Consider the following 20,246-nt stretch of genomic DNA (forward strand, 5'->3'; position numbering starts at 1 on the left):
TATGAATAAGAGAAAACGGGTCGACTCGATCGGCGCGACGCGCTAACGTGCGGCGATCGGAGCCGAACCCGTCATTGTCCTAAATCGTCCTAAAGGGGACTTTCAGCCGGTAAGCGCCTTAGAGGCGCTCGCCGACGTAGGTGGCCAGGTCGACCAGGCGGCAGGAGTAGCCCCACTCGTTGTCGTACCAGGAGACAACCTTGACCTGGTTGTCGATGACCTTGGTCAGGCCGGAGTCGAAGACGGAGGAGTGCGGGTCGCCGACGATGTCGGTGGAGACCAGCGGAGCGTCGTCGGAGTACTTAGCGATGCCCTTCAGCTCGTTCTCGGCGGCCTTCTTCAACGCAGCGTTCACGGCCTCGACGGTGACCGGCTTCTCAGCCTCGAAGGTCAGGTCGGTCAGGGAGCCGGTGATAACCGGAACGCGGACTGCGTAGCCGTCCAGCTTGCCCTTCAGCTGCGGCAGAACCAGGGAGACGGCCTTTGCAGCACCGGTGGAGGTCGGAACCAGGTTCACGGCTGCGGCGCGGGCGCGGCGCAGATCCTTGTGCGGAGCGTCGTGCAGGCGCTGGTCGCCGGTGTAAGCGTGGACGGTGGTCATCAGGCCCTTGACGATGCCGAACTCCTCGTCCAGGGTCTTAGCCAGCGGAGCCAGGCAGTTGGTGGTGCAGGATGCGTTGGAGATGATGTGGTGGTTCTCCGGGTCGTAATCGGTGTGGTTAACACCGACGACGAAGGTTGCGTCCTCGTTCTTCGCCGGGGCGGAGATGATGACCTTCTTGGCGCCGGCCTCGATGTGAGCCTTGGCAGCCTCAGCGTCGGTGAAGAAGCCGGTGGACTCGATGACGATGTCCGCGCCCAGCTCGCCCCACTTCAGGTTCTTCGGCTCGCGCTCAGCGGAAACGGCGATGCGCTTGCCGTCGACGGTGATGGACTCGTCGTCGTACTCGATCTCTGCGTCCAGGCGACCCATCACGGAGTCGTTCTTCAGCAGCACAGACAGGGTCTTGTTGTCGGTCAGGTCGTTGATGCCGACGACCTCGATGTCAGCGCCCTGGGAACGGATAGCGCGGAAGAAGTTGCGGCCGATGCGGCCAAAGCCGTTAATGCCAACACGGATAGTCATAAGTTGATCTCCTAAACAGAGCGTCTACATTTACTTCGATCTAGACGCCAAGGCCCACGGCTCAATAAACCAAGCCCTCGACCCTCACGCCGACACCTCCGAGAGTACCTGCGCCCCACCAGCTTCGCAGGGATTACTAACCCCCTTTGGGACGGGGGTACTAGTCCACGTCGTTAAACAGTTCAGAGGTCACCGCGGAGTGCGTATCCGGCAGCCCCAGCTCCTCCGCGCGCTTGTCCGCCATAGACAGCAGGCGGCGGATGCGGCCCGCCACCGCGTCCTTCGTCATCGGCGGCTCCGCCAGTCGGCCGAGCTCCTCCAACGAGGCCTCCTTGTGCTCCACGCGCAGTTGGCCGGCCTGGGCCAGGTGCTGGGGCACGTCGTTCTCCAGGATCTCCAGGGCGCGCTCTACGCGGGCCGCGGCGGCCACGGCGGCACGCGCACTACGGCGAAGGTTGGCATCGTCGAAGTTGGCCAACCGGTTGGCCTTAGCCCGGTTCTCGCGGGTGCGGCGCTGCTTCTCCCAGACCTCGCGGGTCTCCTTGGCTCCCATGAGCATCAGCAGCCGCCCGATCGAATCGCCGTCGCGGATGACCACGCGGTTAACTCCCCGGGCCTCCTTCGTCTTGGCCGTCACGTCGATGCGGCGGGCGGTTCCCACCAGCGCCAGTGCCGCCTCGTTGGAGGGCGTCTGTACCTCCAGCGCCGAGGAGCGCCCAGGGTCGGTGATGTAGCCGTGGGCCAGGAAGGCGCCGCGCCAGGCCGCCACGCACTGTTCCGAGGTGCCGCCGATGATGAAGCGCGGCAGGCCGCGAACAGGCCGGCCCACGCGGTCGATCAGTTCGGTGCGGCGGGCCAGCTCCATGCCGCCCTCAGTCCAGCGCAGAACGTGGCGCGGGCGGCGGCGTAGGTTCCCGGCGCCGATGATCTGGTGCTCCGGCTCGATCTTGTACAGCTGCTCAACCATGTCGGTCAGGCGCCGGGCGGTCTCTGCCGAGTCGACTTCGGATTCCACCACGATCTTCTTGCCCACCAGGTGCAGGGCGGCCGTGTAGCGCAGCAGGCTGGCGACCTCGGCGGTCATCACGTCGTGGCGGGTCACCAGAACTCGGTTTAGCTCTGCCTTCACATCAGCCGTCAGTGCCACGGGCTTCCCTTCCTTGGTCTCTTTGGTTTCGATTGTCCCGATTGGTCGTATGCAATCAGTGCTCAAAGCATCTGATTATAGCCGGGAAAGCTACTCCCGCTCCGGGAGGTCCTGCACGCCCCCGGATACCTCCTGCAACACGGCGGCGAGCTTCGCCGGGTTGTGCCGGTCGGTCCAGCGCCCCCGGTTGTCGTCCTCTCGCACGTCACGGTAGATGACTTTGGCGCCGAGTGCTGCTGCGGCTCTATCGATATGACGCCGAGTGGCGGCCACTGGCATCGTTGACAGATCGACGATGACAACGTCAATCTGCAGGCTCGGGCAGTGCTGCCGCACCATGTGGATGTGGTGTTCCAAGGACATGCCTGCGGTCTCCCCCGGTTCCGGGACCAGGTTCAGCACCAGCGCCTTGACGGCCTTTGTCTGGTTCAGCGCGTCCACGATCTCCGGCACGAGTATGTGCGGGATAACGCTCGAGAACCAGGATCCCGGTCCCATGGAAACCAGATCGGCGGTCAGGATCGCCTCCACGGCCTCCTTCGAGGCTGGCGGGTTTTCCGGGTACAGCTTCACGCGGCGCACCTCGCCGAGGGTAGAGGCAACCGCCACCTGGCCGCGGACGGCCACGACCTCGCGCGGATCCTCCTCCAGCCCCAGCACCTCGGCCTCGAGGTCCAGCGGCTCGTTGCTCATGGGGATCACCCGCCCCTCGACGCCCAGCAGGCGCCCGATCTCGTCGAGTGCGTCCATTTCGCTGCCCATCACCTGCGCCACGCCGGTGATCAGGAAGTTGCCGAGCGCGTGTCCCTTCAGCGCCCCGGAGCCTCCGAAGCGATGCTGGAGGACTTCCTCCCACATTCGCCCGCGCTCATTATCCTTGGTCAAAGCCGCCAGCGCCATGCGCAGGTCGCCCGGCGGGAGCGATCCCAGCTCGCGGCGAATGCGGCCCGAAGAGCCGCCGTCGTCGGCAACCGTCACGATGGCGGAAACGTAGTCGGCAATGGTGCGCGCCGAACGCAGTGTGTTGAACAGCCCGTGCCCGCCGCCAAGGCAAGCGATGTTCGCAATGGGCTTGCCGGGTTTCTCGGAAGTATTCATGGTTTGTCTCCGGCCCCTTTCCTAACGTTCCAGGTCCCGGTGGGACAGGTTCACCAGCACGCCGTCGTCGGCCAGGCGGCGGGTCAGCTCTTCGACAATTGCCACGCTGCGGTGGTGGCCACCCGTGCAGCCGATGGCCACGGAGACGAAGAACTTGCCCTCCTTGCGGTATCCCGGCAGCACCGAATGGATGAGCCCGACGATGTGGTCGAGGAACGCTTCCGCGCCCGGCTGAGATAGCACGAAGTCGGAGACGGGGGCGTCAATACCTTTAAAGGGCCGCAGCTCCGGATCCCAATAAGGGTTCGGCAAGAAACGAGCGTCCAGCAACATGTCGATGTCCTTCGGCGGACCGTGTTTGAAGCCGAAGCTTTGCACGTTGATGCGCACGCTCGAGTGGTCGGCGGCGGCGAAGAACTTCTCCAGCTCGCGGCGCAGATCGTGGATGCTGCGGTTGGTAGTGTCCAGCACGATGTCGGCGCGCTCGCGGATGCTGGTCAGCATCTCGCGTTCGCGGTCGATGCCGTCCTGCAATGTGCCCTTCTGCTGCAGCGGGTGGGTGCGGCGGACGGCGTCGAAGCGGGCGATCAGCGCCTCGTCGGTGGCATCCAGGTACAGCACCGTCGGGCGCCGGCCCCCGGTGTGCAGGTCATGCAGCACGCTGGTCAGGTTGCCGGCGAAGTCGCGGGAGCGCACGTCGGTGACGATCGCCAGCTTCTCGATCGGCGAATCCTCAGAGAAACTGAGCTCGACCATGCGCACGATGAGCTCGGGCGGGAGGTTGTCTGCGACGTACCACCCGAGCTCCTCCAGGGCTGCGGCAGTGGCTCGACGCCCCGCCCCAGACATGCCCGTAATAAGGATCAAACTGGGCTCTTGCTGCGTTGATGCGCTCATGTCCCCGATCCTACCCAGCATTCAGCGCATCGTGAATGAGTTGCGCCAACTTGGGGCCAAAGCCCGGCAGCGCGGCAATGTCCTCCACGCTGGCTTCTTTGACCCTCGCCACGGAGCCGAACTCCTTGACCAGCTGCTTGCGGCGCTTCGGTCCCAGCCCTGGAATATCGTCCAGCTTGCTGCGGCGCATGCGGGCGCTGCGCTGCTGGCGGTGGAACGTGATGGCGAAGCGGTGCGCCTCGTCGCGCAGGTTCTGCACCAGGTATAGCGCGGGAGAGTTGCGGGGTACGATGATCGGATACTCCTCCCCCGGCACCCAGATTTCCTCCAGGCGCTTGGCGATGCCCACCAGGGTGACGTCGTTCACGCCTAACTCGTCGAGCACCTCCTGGGCGGCGTTTACCTGCGGCAGGCCGCCGTCCACGATGAAAAGCTGCGGCGGGTAGGCGAACTTGCGCTTCTCGGCTGCTGGGTCCGTGCCTTCCGGGGCGCTGTCTTCCAGCTCCGTCTCGCCCTCCAGCAGATCGCCGGCATCGTCACCCGCAGGCACCGCGGATTTGTCCTGCTGATAGCGCTTGAATCGACGGCGCACGACCTCTGCGATGCTGGCGACGTCGTCGGAGTGCCCGTCACCCGCTGCGTCGCGGATCTTGTACCGGCGATAGTCGGCCTTCTTCGGCAGGCCATCCTCGAAGACCACCAGGCTGGCCACCACGTCGGTGCCCTGGATGTGGGAGATGTCGGTGCACTCGATGCGCAGCGGGGATTCGTCCATCCACAGTGCTTCCTGCAGTTCCTTCAGCGCCGCCGAACGAGCCGTGATGTCGCCCGCACGCTTCAGCTTGTGCTGCGCCAGTGCCTGCGTGGCGTTGGTCTCCGCGGTGGTCATCAGCGCCTTCTTGTCACCCCGCTGCGGTACGCGGATCTGCACGTTGGATCCGCGCAGGCTCGTCAGCCACGCCGCCAGGTCTTCGGCCTCCTCCGGCATCGCGTGGACCAGGATCTCGCGGGGCACGGGTGTTACCTGCACGTCACCCACCAGGTCGCCCAGGTCCTGTGCGGCGGCCGGGTTGATGGCGCGGGCAAGGTCCCGGTCCACCTCCGGGCCGGAGGCACCTCCCACCTGGGTCTCCGTCGCCTTCGCCAGCTCCGCGGTCTCGCCGTAGAACTGGGTGATGAAGTCCGCGACCAGTTTCTCCTCGCTCAAGTCCTCGCGCTCGACCACCCAGCCACGCTGGCCGTGGATCCGGCCGCCTCGGACGTGGAAGATCTGCACCGCGGCCTCCAGTTCGTCGGCCACGAAGGCGATCAGGTCGGCGTCCGTGTTGTCGGAGAACACCACCGCCTGCCGCTCCATGGATTTCTGCATGGCCTGTAGCTGGTCGCGCAAGGATGCGGCGCGTTCAAAGTCCAGGTCCTCGCTGGCCTGCTCCATTTCCTTACGCACCCTGCGCAGCACGGGCTCGGTGTTGCCCGCCAGGAAACTGGAGAACTGATCCACCAGCGCGCGGTGGTCTTCCGGGGTGATCTTGCCCACGCACGGGGCGCTGCAGCGATCGATGTAGCCCAGGAGGCAGGGTCTTCCCAATGCTTCGTGACGCCTATACACCCCAGCCGAGCACGTTCTGATCGGAAACACGCGCGTCAGCGACTCGAGGGTCTCCCGAATCGCCCACGCCTTGGGGTACGGCCCGAAGTAGCGCACGCCCTTGCGCCGGGGCCCGCGGTACATGAATGCGCGCGGGATCTGCTCCTTCACGCTGATCGCCAGCATGGGATAGGTTTTGTCGTCCCGGTACATCACGTTGAACCGGGGGTTGAAGCGCTTGATCCAGGTGTACTCCAGGTTCAGCGCTTCCAGCTCGCTGGATACCACCGTCCACTGCACGTGGCTAGCGGACTGCACCATCGCCCGGGTGCGCGGGTGCAGCTGGTCGAGATCCTGGAAGTAGTTGGACAGCCGGGCGCGTAAGTTCTTGGCCTTGCCGACATAAATGACGCGCTCGTGGGCGTCCCGAAAGGTATAGACCCCCGGGTCGGTGGGGATGCCGCCGGGTTCGGGGCGGTAGGAAACGCTAGTCATCGAAAGGCATGTAGCGATCCTCCAGCTGGCGGAAGTCCTCTACACGCTGGGCGATCAGCTGCTTGTCGTAGATGTTCAGCGCCATCATCGGCACGAACTCAAAGTCGGGCAGTTCCAGGCGGGCCCACTTGGCCTCCTGCGGGAAGGACAGCCCGTGGATGATCTCCCACGGGTAGAACTGCCCGTTCACGATGTTGCGCACCTCCACGCCCTCACTGTTCACCTTGACGTGCGGGCGCAGCAGGGATAACGCTACGAAAGAGAAGACCAGGCCGATGCCGATGAACCCCCATTGGTCGGCCTTCGTCACCGTCACGCCGGTATCGCCCACGGCCACGACGATGGCCATGAAGATGTGCACCGCCATGATCAGCACGACCAGAATCCACGCCAGCTTCTTCAAGAAGGGCGAGGATACTTCAAGCTCCCAATTCTCCTTATCGCTCACGGCAATCCACCCTACTCTGTCCGGGGTGGTAGCCCCTAAACGCCACGCTCGATCTGGCGTAGCACCAGGGCGGTGTGGATAGCGGCTACTGCTGCGTCGCGCCCCTTGTCCTCCTTCGCATCAACGCCACCCGCACGGTCCACCGCCTGCTCATGGGTGTCGACGGTCAGCACGCCGTTGCCGACGGGCGTTCCCGAGTCCATGCCCGCCCGCGTCAGGCCGTAGGTGACGGCATCGCAAACCACGCGGAAGTGCTCGGTCTCCCCCTGGATCACGCAGCCGTTCGCCACTACGGCGTCAAAACGCTTGCATGCCGCGGCGACGGCAACCGGCAGCTCCAGTGCCCCGGCGACCCGCCACTCTGAGACCTGCGCCCCGGCCTCCTTGGCGGCGGCGATCGAGTGCTCGTGCATCTGGTCGGTGATGTCGGCGTTCCAGGATGCGCTGATGACGGCCACGGTCATGCCATAGGCAGAACCGGCCTTGAGCTGGACGTCGGCGACTCCGTTATGTGCCACGGTTACCGGGCTCCTTCTTTCTTCTAGTGGGTTCTAGTCCAGGGTATCGAGTTGGTGGCCCATGCGGTCGCGTTTCGTGCGCAGGTACACCACATTGTCCTCGTTGGCGTTGAGCTCCACCGGGATGCGCTTGGTCACGTTCACGCCGTGGCTGGCCAGGTCGTGGATCTTGTCCGGGTTGTTGGAGATCAGCGCGACCGCCTGCACCTGCAGGTCCTTGAGGATCTGCGCGGCGGCGCTGTACTCGCGGGCGTCCACCGGAAGGCCCTGCTCCAGGTTTGCGTCGACGGTATCCAGACCCTCGTCCTGCAGCACGTAGGCGCGCAGCTTCGGCAGCAGGCCGATGCCCCGGCCTTCGTGGCCGCGCAGGTAGATGACCACTCCCCGGCCCTTGGCCTCGATGTAGTCCAGGGCGGCGGAAAGCTGGTCGCCGCAGTCGCAGCGGCGGGAACCGAAGACGTCGCCGGTCAGGCACTCGGAGTGTACGCGCACCGGAACTGGCTCCTCGCTGCCAGTGCTGACTGCGCTCACATCGCCCTTGACCAGCGCCACGTGTTCCGTGCCGTCGATGATGTTGACGTAGCCGATGGCCCGGAAGTTGCCGTGGACGGTCGGCAGGCGGGTTTCCACGGCGCGCTCGAGAGTCTGGGTGTGGTGGCGGCGCCAGTCCTGCAGCTGCTCGATGCTGATCAGGGCCAGGTCGTGTGCGTCGGCGAAGCGGCGCAGCTCCGGCAGGCGGGCCATGGTCGTGGGATCTTCCTCAGAGACAATCTCGCAGAGCGCGCCGGCCGGCGCCAGGTTCGCCGCGCGGGCCAGATCTACCGCGGCCTCGGTGTGGCCCTGGCGCACGAGCACGCCCCCGCGCTTGGCGCGCAGCGGCACCACGTGACCGGGGCGGTTAAAGGTGGCGGCGGTGGACGTAGGGTCGGCCAGCAGGCGCACGGTGCGGGCGCGGTCGGTGGCGCTGATGCCGGTATCCACGCCCTCGGCGGCGTCAACAGTCACGGTGTAGGCGGTGCCGCGAACGTCTTCGTTGCGGGCCACCATCGGCGGCAGCCCCAGGCGGTCGCAGTCGGCGCTATCCATGCCCACGCACACATAGCCGGAGCTGTGGCGGACCATGAAGGCCATCAGCTCCGGGGTGGCCAGCTCCGCGGCGAAGATGAGGTCGCCCTCGTTCTCCCGGTCCTCGTCGTCGACGACCACCACGGCCTTGCCCGCCGCGATGTCGGCGATGGCGCGCTCCACGGAATCCAGTTTGATGTCTTGGGGTTCGCTAGTTTCGCTCGTGCTCATTGGTGCCCTCTATGCCTCTTACTGATCGTCCTGCGCGCCGTGCTGTGCCAGCCGCTCGACGTACTTCGCCAGCACGTCGCATTCCACATTCACCGTATCGCCCGGGTTCAGGTCCCCCAGCATCGTGTCCGCCAGGGTGGTCGGGATCAGGGAGACCTCGAACCACGCCTCACTTGAGCCAGACCCGCCTGCTTCGGCCACCTCCGCTACTGTCAGCGACGTGCCGTTGATCGCCACGGATCCCTTCTTGGCCACGTAGCGCGCCAGTTGGGGATCCTCCAGCTGGAAGCGAAACACCTCCCAGTGCTCCGAGGGGCGGCGCTCCCGCAGGGTCGCTGTGCCGTCCACATGGCCCTGTACGATGTGCCCGCCGAAGCGCTGGCCGCTGGCCATGGCGCGTTCCACGTTCACCCGGTCGCCGACGGAAACGTGCCCTAAGGCGCTGTAGTCCAGCGTCACCTGCATCACGTCGGCGGTGAACTCCTCGGGCGCAAGCTCGGCCACGGTCAGGCACACGCCGTTGATGGCGATGGAATCGCCGCGCTTAGCGTCTACCAGCACACCCGGTGCGGTGAAGCGCATCCTTAAAGAATCCCCGGCTTCTTCGATCGCGGCTACCCGCCCGACCTCCTCGATGATCCCGGTGAACATACGCGCTCCTTAAATTTTGTGTATGTGATTACATACACATTATCCCACTGTGGGTTGATCCCAGTATCAGGGGGTGCGCCCGGGCGCGGTCATCGTCCAGCGCAGGTCTTGGCCGAAAACCTGCAGCTCACGCGGGACGAAGCGGCGGATGTCCCCGATCGTTTGGCCGAGGCGGTTCTCGCCATCGCTTAGTGACGCCACCCCCGCCCCCAATACCGCCGGGGCCGCGTAGTACTGAACCTCGTCCACTACGCCGGCTTTCACAAACGCTGCGGCTACTTGAGCTCCGCCTTCCACCAACAGGGTGCGCACCTCGCGCTTCCAGAGTTCCGCCAGTACTTCGTGCACGTCGCGGGTTGGCAGATGCAGGGCGTGCCCGGGCGCGGCGAACACCGCCGCCTCTGCGGGAATGTCGCTAGTCCCCATGATGACCCGCAGCGGCTGTAGCTCCTCGGGGAAGGGCCGCCCGTCAGCATCGCGGGCGGTCAGCCGCGGGTTATCCGCCGCAATGGTTCTGGTGCCCACCAGGATCGCGTCGCGGCGGGTTCTATCCTCGTGCACCGCCACGCGCGCTGGCTCGCCGGTGATCCACTGGCTGGTTCCATCCACTGCGGCCACCCGGCCATCCAGCGTGGAGGCCATCTTCAGGCACACGTGCGGGCGCTGCTGGGCCTCGGAAATCAACCAGGGCTCCACGCTGTACATCTCCGACCACGCGGGCAGCTTTGCTTCATCGCTGGCCGTCGGATGCGGCAAATAGGGGCCGTGAACCTCCACGCCCGCGGCGCGGAGCGTGGCGGCGCCACCCTCAGCAGCTGGATTTGGGTCCGCGAAAAGGAAGTCCACCCGCTGTATGCCGGCACGGATGAGGGCCTCTGCGCACGGGCCATTGCGGCCAGTGTGGTTGCAGGGCTCCAGGGTGACTATCGCCCGGCCACCCCGCGACTTCTCCCCTGCCTGCTGCAGGGCGCCGACCTCCGCGTGCGCCCCGCCGGGGGCCTGCGTGAACCCGCGGCCCACCACCTGCCCGGAGGAATCCTCGATCACCGCGCCCACCGGCGGGTTCGGGCTGGCTAGCTGGGCCGCTTGCCAGCCGAGACTGTGGGCGTCAGAAAAAAGAGAAAGATCCATAGAGCTACTTGGCGCTGGCGCGGATCTCATCGACCGCCGCGGCGGGGTCCGGCTTGCCAAACACGCTGGAACCGGCGACGAACACGTCCACGCCCGCGGCGGCGGACTCGGCGGCGGTCTCAGCCCCAATGCCACCGTCGATCTCAATGAGGGTATCCAGGCCGTCGGCATCGATCCGGCTGCGCAGCTTGCGGACCTTGTCCAGTACCTCGGGCATGAACTTCTGGCCGCCGAAGCCGGGCTCCACGCTCATGACGAGCACGAGGTCGAAGCGATCCAGGTGGTCCAGCAGCGGCTCCACCGGGGTGTTGGGCTTGATGGAGATGCCCGCCATCGTGCCGTGACCGCGCAGCTTATCGGCCAGAGCGATGGCGGTATCGACGTCCGCGACGGCCTCCAGGTGGAAGGTCACGGACTGGAAGTCGTCGGCGTAGTCCTCCGCCCACTTCTCCGGGTTCTCGATCATGAGGTGCACGTCCAGGTGCTTGTCCGTGTGCGCCAGCAGGGACTTGGCCACGGGCAGGCCGAAGGAGAGGTTCGGGACGAAGTGATTGTCCATCACGTCGATGTGCAACCAGTCGGCGTTCGGCACGCGGGCAACCTCTTGGGCCATGTTGGCGAAGTCGGCGGCGAGGATGGACGGGGCGATCAGGGGGGTGCGGGGATTGGACATGGGATGGGCTTCCTCACTAGTGGACTATTGGCTTGTGCTTGTGCTCGGGCTGTTGCTGGCGGGGCGCAGGGCGGCGAAGAACATCGCGTCCGTGCCGTGGATGTGCGGCCAGAGCTGTACAAACGGGGCAGTTTGGGTGGTGTTCGTATCAGCCAACTCAGGCAGAAACTCGGTGACATCCAGGATCTCTGCGCCCGTGCGGGCGGCGACGGAGCGGACGACCTCGGAGGTCTCCTTGGGGTGCGGCGAACAGGTGGAATAGATCACCACGCCACCGGGGGCCGTGGCAGCAAGGCCGCTGACCAGCAGCTCTCGTTGCAGCGTGACCAGCGGGGCGACGTCCTGCGGATCCTTGATCCAGCGAGCCTCCGGGCGGCGGCGGAGCGCGCCCAGGCCGGAGCAGGGCGCGTCGATGAGCACGCGCGCGAAACCTCCCTCCGGGGCATCCAGGCCGATGGATTCCAGCTTCCGGCCGTCGCCGACGTGCACGCGCACGGGCAGGTCGCGAGTCGTCTGCTCGATCAGCTTCGCGCGATGATCTGCGATCTCAATTGCATCCACGGTGGCCTGCTCCAACATGGCCACTGAGGCGATGAAGGCGGTCTTGCCGCCCGGGCCCGCGCACAAGTCCAGCCAGCGGGCAGGCAGGTTGTCGGCGACGGGAACGCGGGTGGTGGCCAAGCCGATCAGCTGGGAGCCTTCGTCCTGCACGCTAGCCATCCCCTCGCGCACCGGGGCGACTTCGCCTGGGGCGCCCTCGTCCAGGTACACCGCATAGGGAGAGAACTTGCCCTCCGTACCGCCGGTGATCAGCGCCAGTTCCTCGCCGCTGATCTGTCCGGGACGGGCGGCCAGGTGCACGATCGGGCGGGCGTCGTCGGCCGCCAGGGCGCGCTCGAGCTCGGCGCGGCCGGCGTTGGTCGCGGGGTCCACGCCCAGCGCATCGGCGAAGACCACGGCGATCCACTCGGGGTGCGCGTTGCGCAGAGCTAGGTCGGCCAGGCTGTCGCTGGGAGCTACGCGCTCGATCCACGTCTCCGGTTTCTTGCGCGTCAGCGCGCGCAGCACGCCATTGACGAACCCGGAGGCCTGGCCTGCTCCGAAGGCCTTCACCAACTCCACCGAGGTGTTCACCGCGGCGTGGTTCTCCACCCGCGTGCGCAGGATCTGGTACGCGCCCAGGCGCAGGGCGTCCAGCGCCACCGAGTCGATCTTCTCAATCTTGCGGCCGGCCGCATCTTCGATGATCGCGTCGAGCAACCCCCGCGCCCGCAGCGTGCCATAGGCCAACTCGGTCGCAAATGCGGCGTCACGCCCCTTGATACCCGACTCCCGCAGCGCCTTGGGCAGTGCGAGGTTGCCGAAGGCACCGTCGACCGTGACATCGCGCAGCACGCCGAAAACCACGTCGCGCACCTTGTCTCCGGATCCCCGCGACCTGCTCTTTCGCTGCCTGTGCTCGGGGCGGCGCTGTTGGTAGCCCGTCGCCTTCTTGCGCTGCCCCTCGCCGCTGCGGGCGGATTCGGAACGAGACCTGAAGCCTCCCATGGCCTTACTCCCCCGTCTCCCGCGCGCTGAACGTCGGGCGACCCGCCAGCAGTTCTTGCTGCCCGCGCGCCCACGCCGCGGCTTCCATCATCTTCTTGCCGGGCGGCTGGATGCGGGTGATCTCTAGAGCGGCAGTGCCGGTGCCGACGAAAACCTTCTTTGGTGACGCCACCACTTCGCCGACGCCAAGCCCAGTGACCTCTTCTGTGCTACTGGGCAGCAGCATGCCGATCTTGTATCGCTGGCCGTCCAGCAAGGTCCACGCACCGGGGGCGGGGGTGTGCGCGCGGACGACGCGCTGGATCACCTCGGCCGGTTGGGACCAGTCAATCTGCGCGTCCGCGGGGTGAATCTTCGGTGCGTGGGTGGCCTGCGAATCTTCCTGCGGGGAAAGCTCGGCAGTGCCTTCGTCCATGGCGACGAGCGTATCGGCCAGCAGTTCCCGGCCGGCGTAGGTCAGGCTGGCCAGCAGGTCGTCGGCGGTGTCCTCTAGGCCGATCTTCTGTGACAGCTGGGCGGCGACGGGGCCGGTGTCCAGGCCTTCCTCGATGCGGAAGATGGAAGCGCCAGTTGTCTCGTCTCCCGCCGCCAGGGCGGCCTGCACGGGTGCGGCGCCGCGCCAGCGTGGGAGCAGCGAGTAGTGCAGGTTCACCCAGCCGTGCTCAAAGACGTTGAGGATGTCCTTGGGGATCAGGTTTCCGTAGGCCACGACGGCGGCTGCGGTTACCCCCTGCGCTGCGAGGTCGTTCAGAACGGCCCGGGCCTCGTCACCAGATTCAGTTCCGGCCTTGAGGCTCGGCCACTTGTAGGTCGGGATGGCGGCCTCCTCAGCGACCTCCGCGACCTTCGATGGGCGCAGGCTACGGCCGCGGCCCCGCTTGGCGTCCGGCTGGGTAACCACCGCAACGACCTCGATGCGCTCATCGGCGATGAGGTGCTCGAGGGCCACGGCGGCCGGCTCCGGGGTTCCGGCAAAGACGATCTTCACTGCTTAAACCACTCCGATTCGCGGATCTGCTTCATTGCTTCGCGGCGCTGCTCAGCCGAGAGGTGCTGAATGAACAGCACGCCGTCCAGGTGGTCGGTTTCGTGCTGCACGCAACGGGCCATAAGGTCCGTGACCTCCCGATCCACCTGCTCGCCGTCCACGGTTACCCCGCGCAGGCGCACGCGCTGGGCGCGGGTGACGTCCCCGTGGACATCGGGGATGGAAAGGCAGCCCTCGCCGCCGGTCTGGGTCTCCTCGCCCACGGCCTCCCAGGTGGGGTTGATCACGTGGCCGCGGTCGCCGTCGCAATCGAAAACGAAGATGCGACGGGTGATGCCGATCTGGTTGGCGGCCAGGCCCACTCCCCCGTAGTGATCCATGGTCTCCAGCATGTCCTCGACCAGCCGCCGGGTTCCGGCATCCTGGATCTGTTCTGGCTTGACGGGGTCCGCCACGGTCTTGAGAACCGGGTCCCCGAAGTAGCGCATGTTAAGCACGGTCATGGTTATTAACCCTAACCGATGCGCACGGGATCCATGACAACCCGCAAGGCCTCCGGTTGAGCCGCCCGCGAGCCCCGGTGGATGGTCCGCACCGACTGCGCGCTGCGCAGGGCCTGGCCGAGGGCTATCCGCTGGTCGGCGGGCACGCGCACCAGCAGCCTGCGTGCGGACTTTCTGGCCTGTGGGTCGTGAGGGTCGATCCCCGCGGGCAGGCGCACGCCGGGCGGCAGCTCCACCGGACCCAACGTTTCCGCGCCTTCGGGCAAGTCCCACGCCGCCTCGAGCGCTTCGATGGCAGCGGTGGTGCCGTCGATCGCGGCCACGCTGAAGGCGGGCGGGAAGGCGGCCTCGGCCCGGTGCGCCAGCTCCGCGCGTGCAGATCCGACGGGATCCCAGCGGATCAGTTGCTGAGCCGTCGGCAGGTTCGCTGCCCCGGCGAAGACCACCTTGCCGCCCTGGCTCCGTGGGGCGACGAGGGCGGCGGCCTCCATCCAGTGCCGGAGCGCGGTCTCCGCGGCGCGGAGATCCTGCCTGCCCAGCAGGATCCACGGATCCACCAGGATCGCCGCGCCGTACAGGCCGCCCTCCACGGTAGGTTCCGCCCCGGGTGTGGCCACGACGATACTTTTGCGCAGCCGGACGCTATCCACCACGTTCTTACCGCCGCTGGCGATGATCGGCACCCCGGGGAATGCCCGCCCCAGCTCCTCCACCGTCCGGTCGTGGCCAATCACGGACAGTCGCACGCTGTGGTTGCCGCAGGCGGAACACGTAAACAGCCCGGCGGTCAGCCCGCACCAGCGGCAGCGCGGCGGGGCGGCCTCGGCGCTCGTGGGCAACTCCAAAGGCCCGATGCAGTGCCGGCAGCGGGCGGGCGTGCGGCACTTCGCACACGCCAGCGCGGGCGCGTATCCCCGCCGTGGAACCTGCACCAACGCGGGCACGCCGTTATCCACGCACTCGCGTAGCGCCTCGAAGCCCATGGAGGGAATGCGCGCCCCGGGCGCGTGAAGCTCCCGCTCCGTCGCACTATCGGTCTCCCCCATGCCGCGGATCCACGGCATGGCATCGTGCAGAACCTCCCGCGTAGGAAGCAGCGGATACACCAACCCGCTATCGACCCACTGCTGCACCTCGGCCGAGCGGTGCACCCCGGCGATCAACAGCCCCGCCCCGGTGCGCTGGGCGTGCAACGCCAGCGCCTCCCGCGCGTGAATGTACGGGGCGCGAGGATCCACCAGGTTGTCGTCAGCCTCGCCTACCAGAACCATCAGTCGGGGCGCGACAACGGGCAGCAACGCCGCAGAGCGTGTGCCCACCACCACGCGCGCCTGGCCCGCGAGAACTGAGAGGTAGCGGCGGTAGCGCGCATTCGGCCCCACCTGTGCCGTTAGCTCCATCACCTGGGCGGGGTTCATGTGCTCCTTCAGCCCCGCCACCAGTCGATCCACCAGACGTTGGTTGGGAGTCACCACCAGTACGCTCCCCTGCGTATTCCAGGCCACGGCGGCGGTGATGGCCGCGATGAGGGTGGGGATGTCGCGGCCTGGGGGCGTCAATAAACAAGCGCGCGCAGCCTTGCCCTCGACGAGCGCGGACAGGTACGCCGCGCCGTGAGTGTAGGGCGCCAAAGCCTCCTCGGCGGCAGCGTAGGAATCGGTGGCGGCCTGCTCGACCGACTGGAGCTTGGCCCCGAGGTCCTCCCAGGCTGCGCCGTCGGCGAACAACCCAGCGTTCTCCGCCGAAGCGTGGCGGGATGGCACGACGGAACGCAAGATGTCCGAACGCACGCCCGCGTAGCGCTCGGCGAGCGTGTTCACGAGCTCCCACAGGGGCTTCGGCAACACTTCGATGGGACTGATCACGCGCTCCAGCTGGCGCAACTCGCCAGGGTGGTCGCTTCGGCGGCGGCGCTCGATGACGAACGCATCGACCAACCGGCCGGAGAAGCGAACGCGGACGCGCACACCCGGCTGGGCATGCGCGTCCATGTCTGCAGGCACCGCGTAGTCGAAAAGCCGGTCGAGGTGTGGCACGCCGAGCATCGGCAGTACGCGGGCGACGGGCTGGTCCACTGTGCTTTAAACCTGCTTAACCTGCTTAAACTACTGAGCCTGCTGAGCGGCGGCGACGGCCTTCTGCAGCGCCTCCACCCGGTCCGTGCGCTCCCACGGCAGGTCCAAGTCGGTGCGGCCGAAGTGGCCATATGCGCTGGTCTGGGCGTAGATCGGGCGCTTCAGGTCCAGCTCCTGCAGGATCGCGGCCGGGCGCAGGTCGAACACCTGGCGAACGGCATCCTGGATCGCCTCGACCGGTGCCTTTTCGGTGCCGAAGGTCTCCACGTACAGGCCCACCGGGGTCGCTCGGCCGATGGCGTAGGCCACCTGCACCTCCGCGCGGTCGGCCAGGCCGGCGGCGACGATGTTCTTGGCAACCCAGCGCATGGCGTAGGCGCCGGAGCGGTCCACCTTGCTCGGGTCCTTGCCGGAGAACGCGCCACCGCCGTGACGGGCCATGCCACCGTAGGTGTCGACGATAATCTTGCGGCCGGTCAAGCCGGCATCGCCCATCGGGCCGCCCAGCACGAAGGAGCCGGAGGGGTTCACCAGCAGCGTGTAGTCGGTGTCCGCCAGGTTGCCGCTTAAGCCCGCCTCGTCCAGCACGTACTGGACGACGTGGGTGCGGATCTGCTCGTGCAGCCACTCCTGCTCGATGCCCGCGTCGTGCTGCGTGGAGACCACGACGGTATCCAGGCGCACCGGGGCGCCTTCCGCGTCGTAGGCGAAGGTCACCTGGGTCTTGCCGTCGGGGCGCAGGTGCGGAACGATGCCCTTCTTGCGCACCTCCGTCAGGCGGCGGGACAGGCGGTGTGCCAGCGCGATCGGCAGCGGCATGTACTCCGGGGTTTCGTTGGTGGCGTAGCCGAACATCAGACCCTGGTCGCCGGCGCCGAGGCGGTCGATCTCATCCAGCTCCGTGCCGCCTTCCGCGTCGTGCGAGCGGTGCTCGAGGGCGGTATCGACACCCTGGGCGATCTCCTGGGACTGCTCGCCGATGGCCACGCTGACACCACAGGTGGAGCCGTCGAAGCCCATGTCGGAGCTGTTGAAGCCGATCTCCAGCAGGGTCTTGCGCACCAGCGCGGGGATCTCTACGTAGGTGGTGGTGCGAATCTCGCCGACGACGTGCACCAGGCCGGTGGTCACGACGGTCTCAACGGCCACGCGCGCCTCGGGGTCCTTGGCAATCAGCGCATCGAGAATCTTGTCGGAGATCGCGTCGCAGATCTTGTCGGGGTGCCCTTCGGTGACGGACTCGCTACTAAACAGGCGCAAAGACACGTGGATTTTCCTTTTATACGTTTGAATTACTGAAGACTTTTAAGTCAATGGACACATACTAGACCAAGCTGTCTGTATTTGTCACGTAGCTGCCTAGAGAGTCTCGCACACGGCCTTCCAGATAGCGGCAGCGACCCCGGTCTTTGGCCCCTGCGGCACGTCGATGACCTCACCGTCCGGGCGCAGGATCCAGCCCGAGCTATCCGGCTGGCCGAAGACCTTGCCGTCGCCTACTGCGTTGCACATCAGCATGTCGCAGCCCTTTTTCTCGAGCTTCTTGCGGGCGAAGTCGAGCGGGGTGCTGTTTTCGTCGCCGGTTTCTGCCGCGAAGCCCACGATCTTTGTTGTGGACGCCACGTCTCCCCGCCTGCGCGCCTCAACCACGCCCGCGAGGATGTCCGGGTTCTCGGTCAGCTGGATGGTGGACAGGTCGGCCTCCGAGCCTTTCTTCATCTTCGACCCCGCCATCTCTGCGGGACGGTAGTCGGCCACAGCCGCGGCCATGACCACGACGTCGGCGGTTGGCGCGTGCTCCATGACGGCCTGCTGCATCTCGCGGGCGGTCTTCACCCGCACCACCTCAGCGCCGATGGGAGTGGGCAGATTCTCGGTGACACCGGCCACCAGGGTGACCTCGGCGCCGCGCTGGGCGGCAACCTCCGCTAGCGCGTAGCCCTGGCGGCCGGAAGAGGCGTTGCCGAGGTAGCGAACGGGATCCAGGGGCTCGTGCGTACCACCGGCACTGATGACGACCTTCTTGCCCTCCAGGTCGCGGGTGAAGGCCTCGCGGTCTGCTAGGACGGTGAGCGCCAGCTCGCCAATCTGCTCCGGTTCCGGCAGGCGCCCCGCACCGGTATCCGTACCCGTCAACCGCCCGTGGGCGGGGTCCAGCACCGTTAGGCCGTGACGGCGCAGCGTGGCGACGTTGTCCACGGTCGCCGGGTTCAGCCACATCTCGGTGTGCATCGCGGGTGCCAGCACCACGGGGCACGTGGCGACCAGGCAGCTGGCGGTCAGCAGGTCATCAGCGCGACCATGGGCGATCCGCGCCATCAGGTCCGCGGTGGCCGGAGCCACGACGATCAGGTCAGCCTCCTGCCCCAGGCGGACGTGTTGCACCTCGTCCACGGCGTCAAAAACATCGGTGGCCACCGGCTGGCCCGAGAGAGCCTCGAAGGTGGCGGCACCCACGAAGTTCAGTGCAGAGCGAGTGGGAATCACCCGCACCTGGTGGCCGCGCTCGGTGAAGTAGCGGACCAGATGAGCGGCCTTATACGCAGCAATGCCGCCCCCTACGCCGATGACGACGCGGAGCGGCTTGGTGTTCAATTCAGCTGATGCAACGTTCACAACGAATCAGCCTAGCTGGTTTAACCCTCGGTGTGTTCCAACAGATCCCGGTTAATCTCGCGCAGGGCGATGGACAGCGGCTTCTCGTGAACATCCGGGGTCACCAGAGGTCCGACGAACTCGAAGACGCCCTCGTCGACCGTCTGGAAGTAGTCGTTGATCTGACGTGCGCGCTTAGCGGCGAAGATGACCAAGGCGTACTTGGAGGAGACCTTCGTCAGCAGCTCGTCGATCGGTGGATTGGTGATGCCTACAGGAGGATCGAACACGCTATCGTTCGCATTCACGTCCTGGTTTTCCACGGTATTCACCTTTTCTTTGGTGGGTTGTTTGATTATTTATTTAGTTCTTCAAAGCGCGGGACTGGAGTGTGCGTCACTGGAGCTTATGGGCTGTATTGTTCCCTCTGCGGCCAGCTAGCGAAGGATCTCGCTGATGGCTGCCACAGCCTGATCCACGTCGTCGTTCACAACCACGTGATCAAACTCGGACTGCGAGGCCATCTCGACCTTCGCGGTCTGCAGGCGGCGCTCTATGACGTCCTGCGTCTCGGTTCCGCGACCGGTCAGACGGTCAACCAGTACCTCCCACGACGGCGGAGCCAGGAAGACGGTCTGCACCTGGGGCAGCATCTTCTTGACGTTGCGCGCGCCCTCGAGGTCTACCTCGACGAGTACCGGACGGGATTCAGCCAGCGCCTTTTCGATGGGTTCGCGCGGCGTGCCGGAAAGCTGTAGGCCTCCGTGGATCTCCGCCCATTCGAGCATCTTGTCTGCCGCAATGTTCTGTTCGAACTGTTCGCGGGTGACGTAGATGTAGTCCTCGCCATCGACTTCGCCAGGTCGCGGGCCGCGGGTCGTCATGGACACACTGAAAAACAGGTCCGGAACGTCGGTGCGCAGGCGCCGCACAACAGTGGACTTACCCACCGCAGAAGGGCCCGCCAGTACGACGATCCGTCCGCTATTCAGGTCCTGACTCAAGACTATTCCTCGAAACCGAAGTGCTCCAGCAGCGCACGGCGCTGACGGTCACCCAGGCCGCGGATGCGACGGGTCTCGGCGATCTCAAGCTGCTCCATGATCTCCTTGGCCTTCACCTTGCCAACCTTCGGCAGGGAAACCAGCAGGGCGGAAACCTTCATCTTGCCCAGGGTCTCGTCGGTCTCGGCGTCCTTCAGGACCTGCTTCAGGTCGGTGCCGCCACGCTTCAGCTTCTCGCGCAATTCTGCGCGTGCCTTGCGTGCCTCGGCTGCCTTCTTCAGCGCTGCTGCGCGCTGCTCATCGGTCAACTGGGGAAGTGCCACGGGTGCCTCCGTTAAATTTTTCTCGTCTTAAAGGATGGAAAGTTTTTCTGGTCTATAACCAGCATGCTGTAGAGCCCAAACGGTATTCCAAGCAACGCTGGATATTAAATCCTCTCGGTGGAAAATGCCAAGCTGACACACC

The 20,246-nt window shown here is 66.1% G+C and carries 20 protein-coding genes; all 20 read right to left on the bottom strand.

The window, feature by feature from the left end:
• Positions 1-118 precede the first annotated feature (118 nt).
• The 20 genes from gap to mihF all read right to left on the bottom strand — a co-directional run bounded on the left by gap (position 119) and on the right by mihF (position 20,104).
• Positions 119-1,126, bottom strand: coding sequence for a type I glyceraldehyde-3-phosphate dehydrogenase (gene gap / locus MHX66_RS00660; RefSeq protein WP_035010416.1), 1,008 nt, complete (start codon positions 1,124-1,126; stop codon positions 119-121).
• 160 nt (positions 1,127-1,286) lie between these two features.
• Entirely contained in the window at positions 1,287-2,273 is a 987-nt protein-coding gene (gene whiA / locus MHX66_RS00665) for a DNA-binding protein WhiA (RefSeq protein ID WP_239198485.1), read from the bottom strand.
• A 90-nt stretch (positions 2,274-2,363) separates the two neighbouring features.
• Positions 2,364-3,371, bottom strand: a complete 1,008-nt coding sequence (gene yvcK, locus MHX66_RS00670; RefSeq protein ID WP_239198488.1) for a uridine diphosphate-N-acetylglucosamine-binding protein YvcK — start codon at positions 3,369-3,371, stop codon at positions 2,364-2,366.
• Between the two features lie 21 nt (positions 3,372-3,392).
• Positions 3,393-4,268: an RNase adapter RapZ gene (rapZ, locus tag MHX66_RS00675; protein ID WP_239198491.1), complete on the bottom strand. Its 876-nt coding sequence runs from the start codon at positions 4,266-4,268 to the stop codon at positions 3,393-3,395.
• Positions 4,269-4,278: 10 nt separating this feature from the next.
• A complete protein-coding gene (gene uvrC / locus MHX66_RS00680; RefSeq protein ID WP_239198494.1) occupies positions 4,279-6,351 on the bottom strand; it encodes an excinuclease ABC subunit UvrC in 2,073 nt (690 codons plus the stop codon).
• Entirely contained in the window at positions 6,344-6,799 is a 456-nt protein-coding gene (locus MHX66_RS00685) for a PH domain-containing protein (RefSeq protein ID WP_011273578.1), read from the bottom strand. The genes uvrC and MHX66_RS00685 overlap by 8 nt, the downstream gene beginning before the upstream one ends.
• Before the next feature lie 35 nt (positions 6,800-6,834).
• Positions 6,835-7,263: a 6,7-dimethyl-8-ribityllumazine synthase gene (gene ribH, locus MHX66_RS00690; protein ID WP_239198650.1), complete on the bottom strand. Its 429-nt coding sequence runs from the start codon at positions 7,261-7,263 to the stop codon at positions 6,835-6,837.
• Between the two features lie 87 nt (positions 7,264-7,350).
• On the bottom strand, positions 7,351-8,613 hold the full coding sequence (locus tag MHX66_RS00695; RefSeq protein WP_239198497.1) for a bifunctional 3,4-dihydroxy-2-butanone-4-phosphate synthase/GTP cyclohydrolase II: 1,263 nt from the start codon (positions 8,611-8,613) through the stop codon (positions 7,351-7,353).
• Positions 8,614-8,631: 18 nt separating this feature from the next.
• On the bottom strand, positions 8,632-9,264 hold the full coding sequence (locus MHX66_RS00700) for a riboflavin synthase (protein ID WP_239198500.1): 633 nt from the start codon (positions 9,262-9,264) through the stop codon (positions 8,632-8,634).
• 66 nt (positions 9,265-9,330) lie between these two features.
• Complete coding sequence (ribD, locus tag MHX66_RS00705) at positions 9,331-10,395, bottom strand: bifunctional diaminohydroxyphosphoribosylaminopyrimidine deaminase/5-amino-6-(5-phosphoribosylamino)uracil reductase RibD (protein WP_239198503.1); 1,065 nt, start codon at positions 10,393-10,395, stop codon at positions 9,331-9,333.
• Positions 10,396-10,399: 4 nt separating this feature from the next.
• Positions 10,400-11,068, bottom strand: coding sequence for a ribulose-phosphate 3-epimerase (rpe, locus tag MHX66_RS00710; protein ID WP_239198506.1), 669 nt, complete (start codon positions 11,066-11,068; stop codon positions 10,400-10,402).
• A gap of 24 nt (positions 11,069-11,092) precedes the next feature.
• Positions 11,093-12,616 carry an RsmB/NOP family class I SAM-dependent RNA methyltransferase gene (locus MHX66_RS00715; protein WP_239198509.1) on the bottom strand — a complete coding sequence of 508 codons (1,524 nt, stop codon included), beginning with the start codon at positions 12,614-12,616 and terminating at the stop codon, positions 11,093-11,095.
• Between the two features lie 4 nt (positions 12,617-12,620).
• Positions 12,621-13,604 carry a methionyl-tRNA formyltransferase gene (gene fmt, locus MHX66_RS00720; protein ID WP_239198512.1) on the bottom strand — a complete coding sequence of 328 codons (984 nt, stop codon included), beginning with the start codon at positions 13,602-13,604 and terminating at the stop codon, positions 12,621-12,623.
• Complete coding sequence (gene def, locus MHX66_RS00725) at positions 13,601-14,107, bottom strand: peptide deformylase (protein WP_049049953.1); 507 nt, start codon at positions 14,105-14,107, stop codon at positions 13,601-13,603. The genes fmt and def overlap by 4 nt, the downstream gene beginning before the upstream one ends.
• Before the next feature lie 11 nt (positions 14,108-14,118).
• Positions 14,119-16,182, bottom strand: a complete 2,064-nt coding sequence (locus MHX66_RS00730) for a primosomal protein N' (RefSeq protein WP_370646237.1) — start codon at positions 16,180-16,182, stop codon at positions 14,119-14,121.
• Positions 16,183-16,212: 30 nt separating this feature from the next.
• Positions 16,213-17,448: a methionine adenosyltransferase gene (gene metK, locus MHX66_RS00735; RefSeq protein WP_239198515.1), complete on the bottom strand. Its 1,236-nt coding sequence runs from the start codon at positions 17,446-17,448 to the stop codon at positions 16,213-16,215.
• A gap of 93 nt (positions 17,449-17,541) precedes the next feature.
• Positions 17,542-18,798 carry a bifunctional phosphopantothenoylcysteine decarboxylase/phosphopantothenate--cysteine ligase CoaBC gene (gene coaBC, locus MHX66_RS00740; protein WP_239198518.1) on the bottom strand — a complete coding sequence of 419 codons (1,257 nt, stop codon included), beginning with the start codon at positions 18,796-18,798 and terminating at the stop codon, positions 17,542-17,544.
• 20 nt (positions 18,799-18,818) lie between these two features.
• Complete coding sequence (gene rpoZ / locus MHX66_RS00745) at positions 18,819-19,100, bottom strand: DNA-directed RNA polymerase subunit omega (protein WP_034988049.1); 282 nt, start codon at positions 19,098-19,100, stop codon at positions 18,819-18,821.
• A gap of 114 nt (positions 19,101-19,214) precedes the next feature.
• Positions 19,215-19,781, bottom strand: coding sequence for a guanylate kinase (gene gmk / locus MHX66_RS00750; protein ID WP_239198521.1), 567 nt, complete (start codon positions 19,779-19,781; stop codon positions 19,215-19,217).
• A gap of 2 nt (positions 19,782-19,783) precedes the next feature.
• Entirely contained in the window at positions 19,784-20,104 is a 321-nt protein-coding gene (mihF, locus tag MHX66_RS00755) for an integration host factor, actinobacterial type (protein WP_005294871.1), read from the bottom strand.
• Positions 20,105-20,246 lie beyond the last annotated feature (142 nt).

The sequence above is a fragment of the Corynebacterium sp. ACRPH genome (genome assembly GCF_022347285.1).
GTDB lineage: Bacteria > Actinomycetota > Actinomycetes > Mycobacteriales > Mycobacteriaceae > Corynebacterium.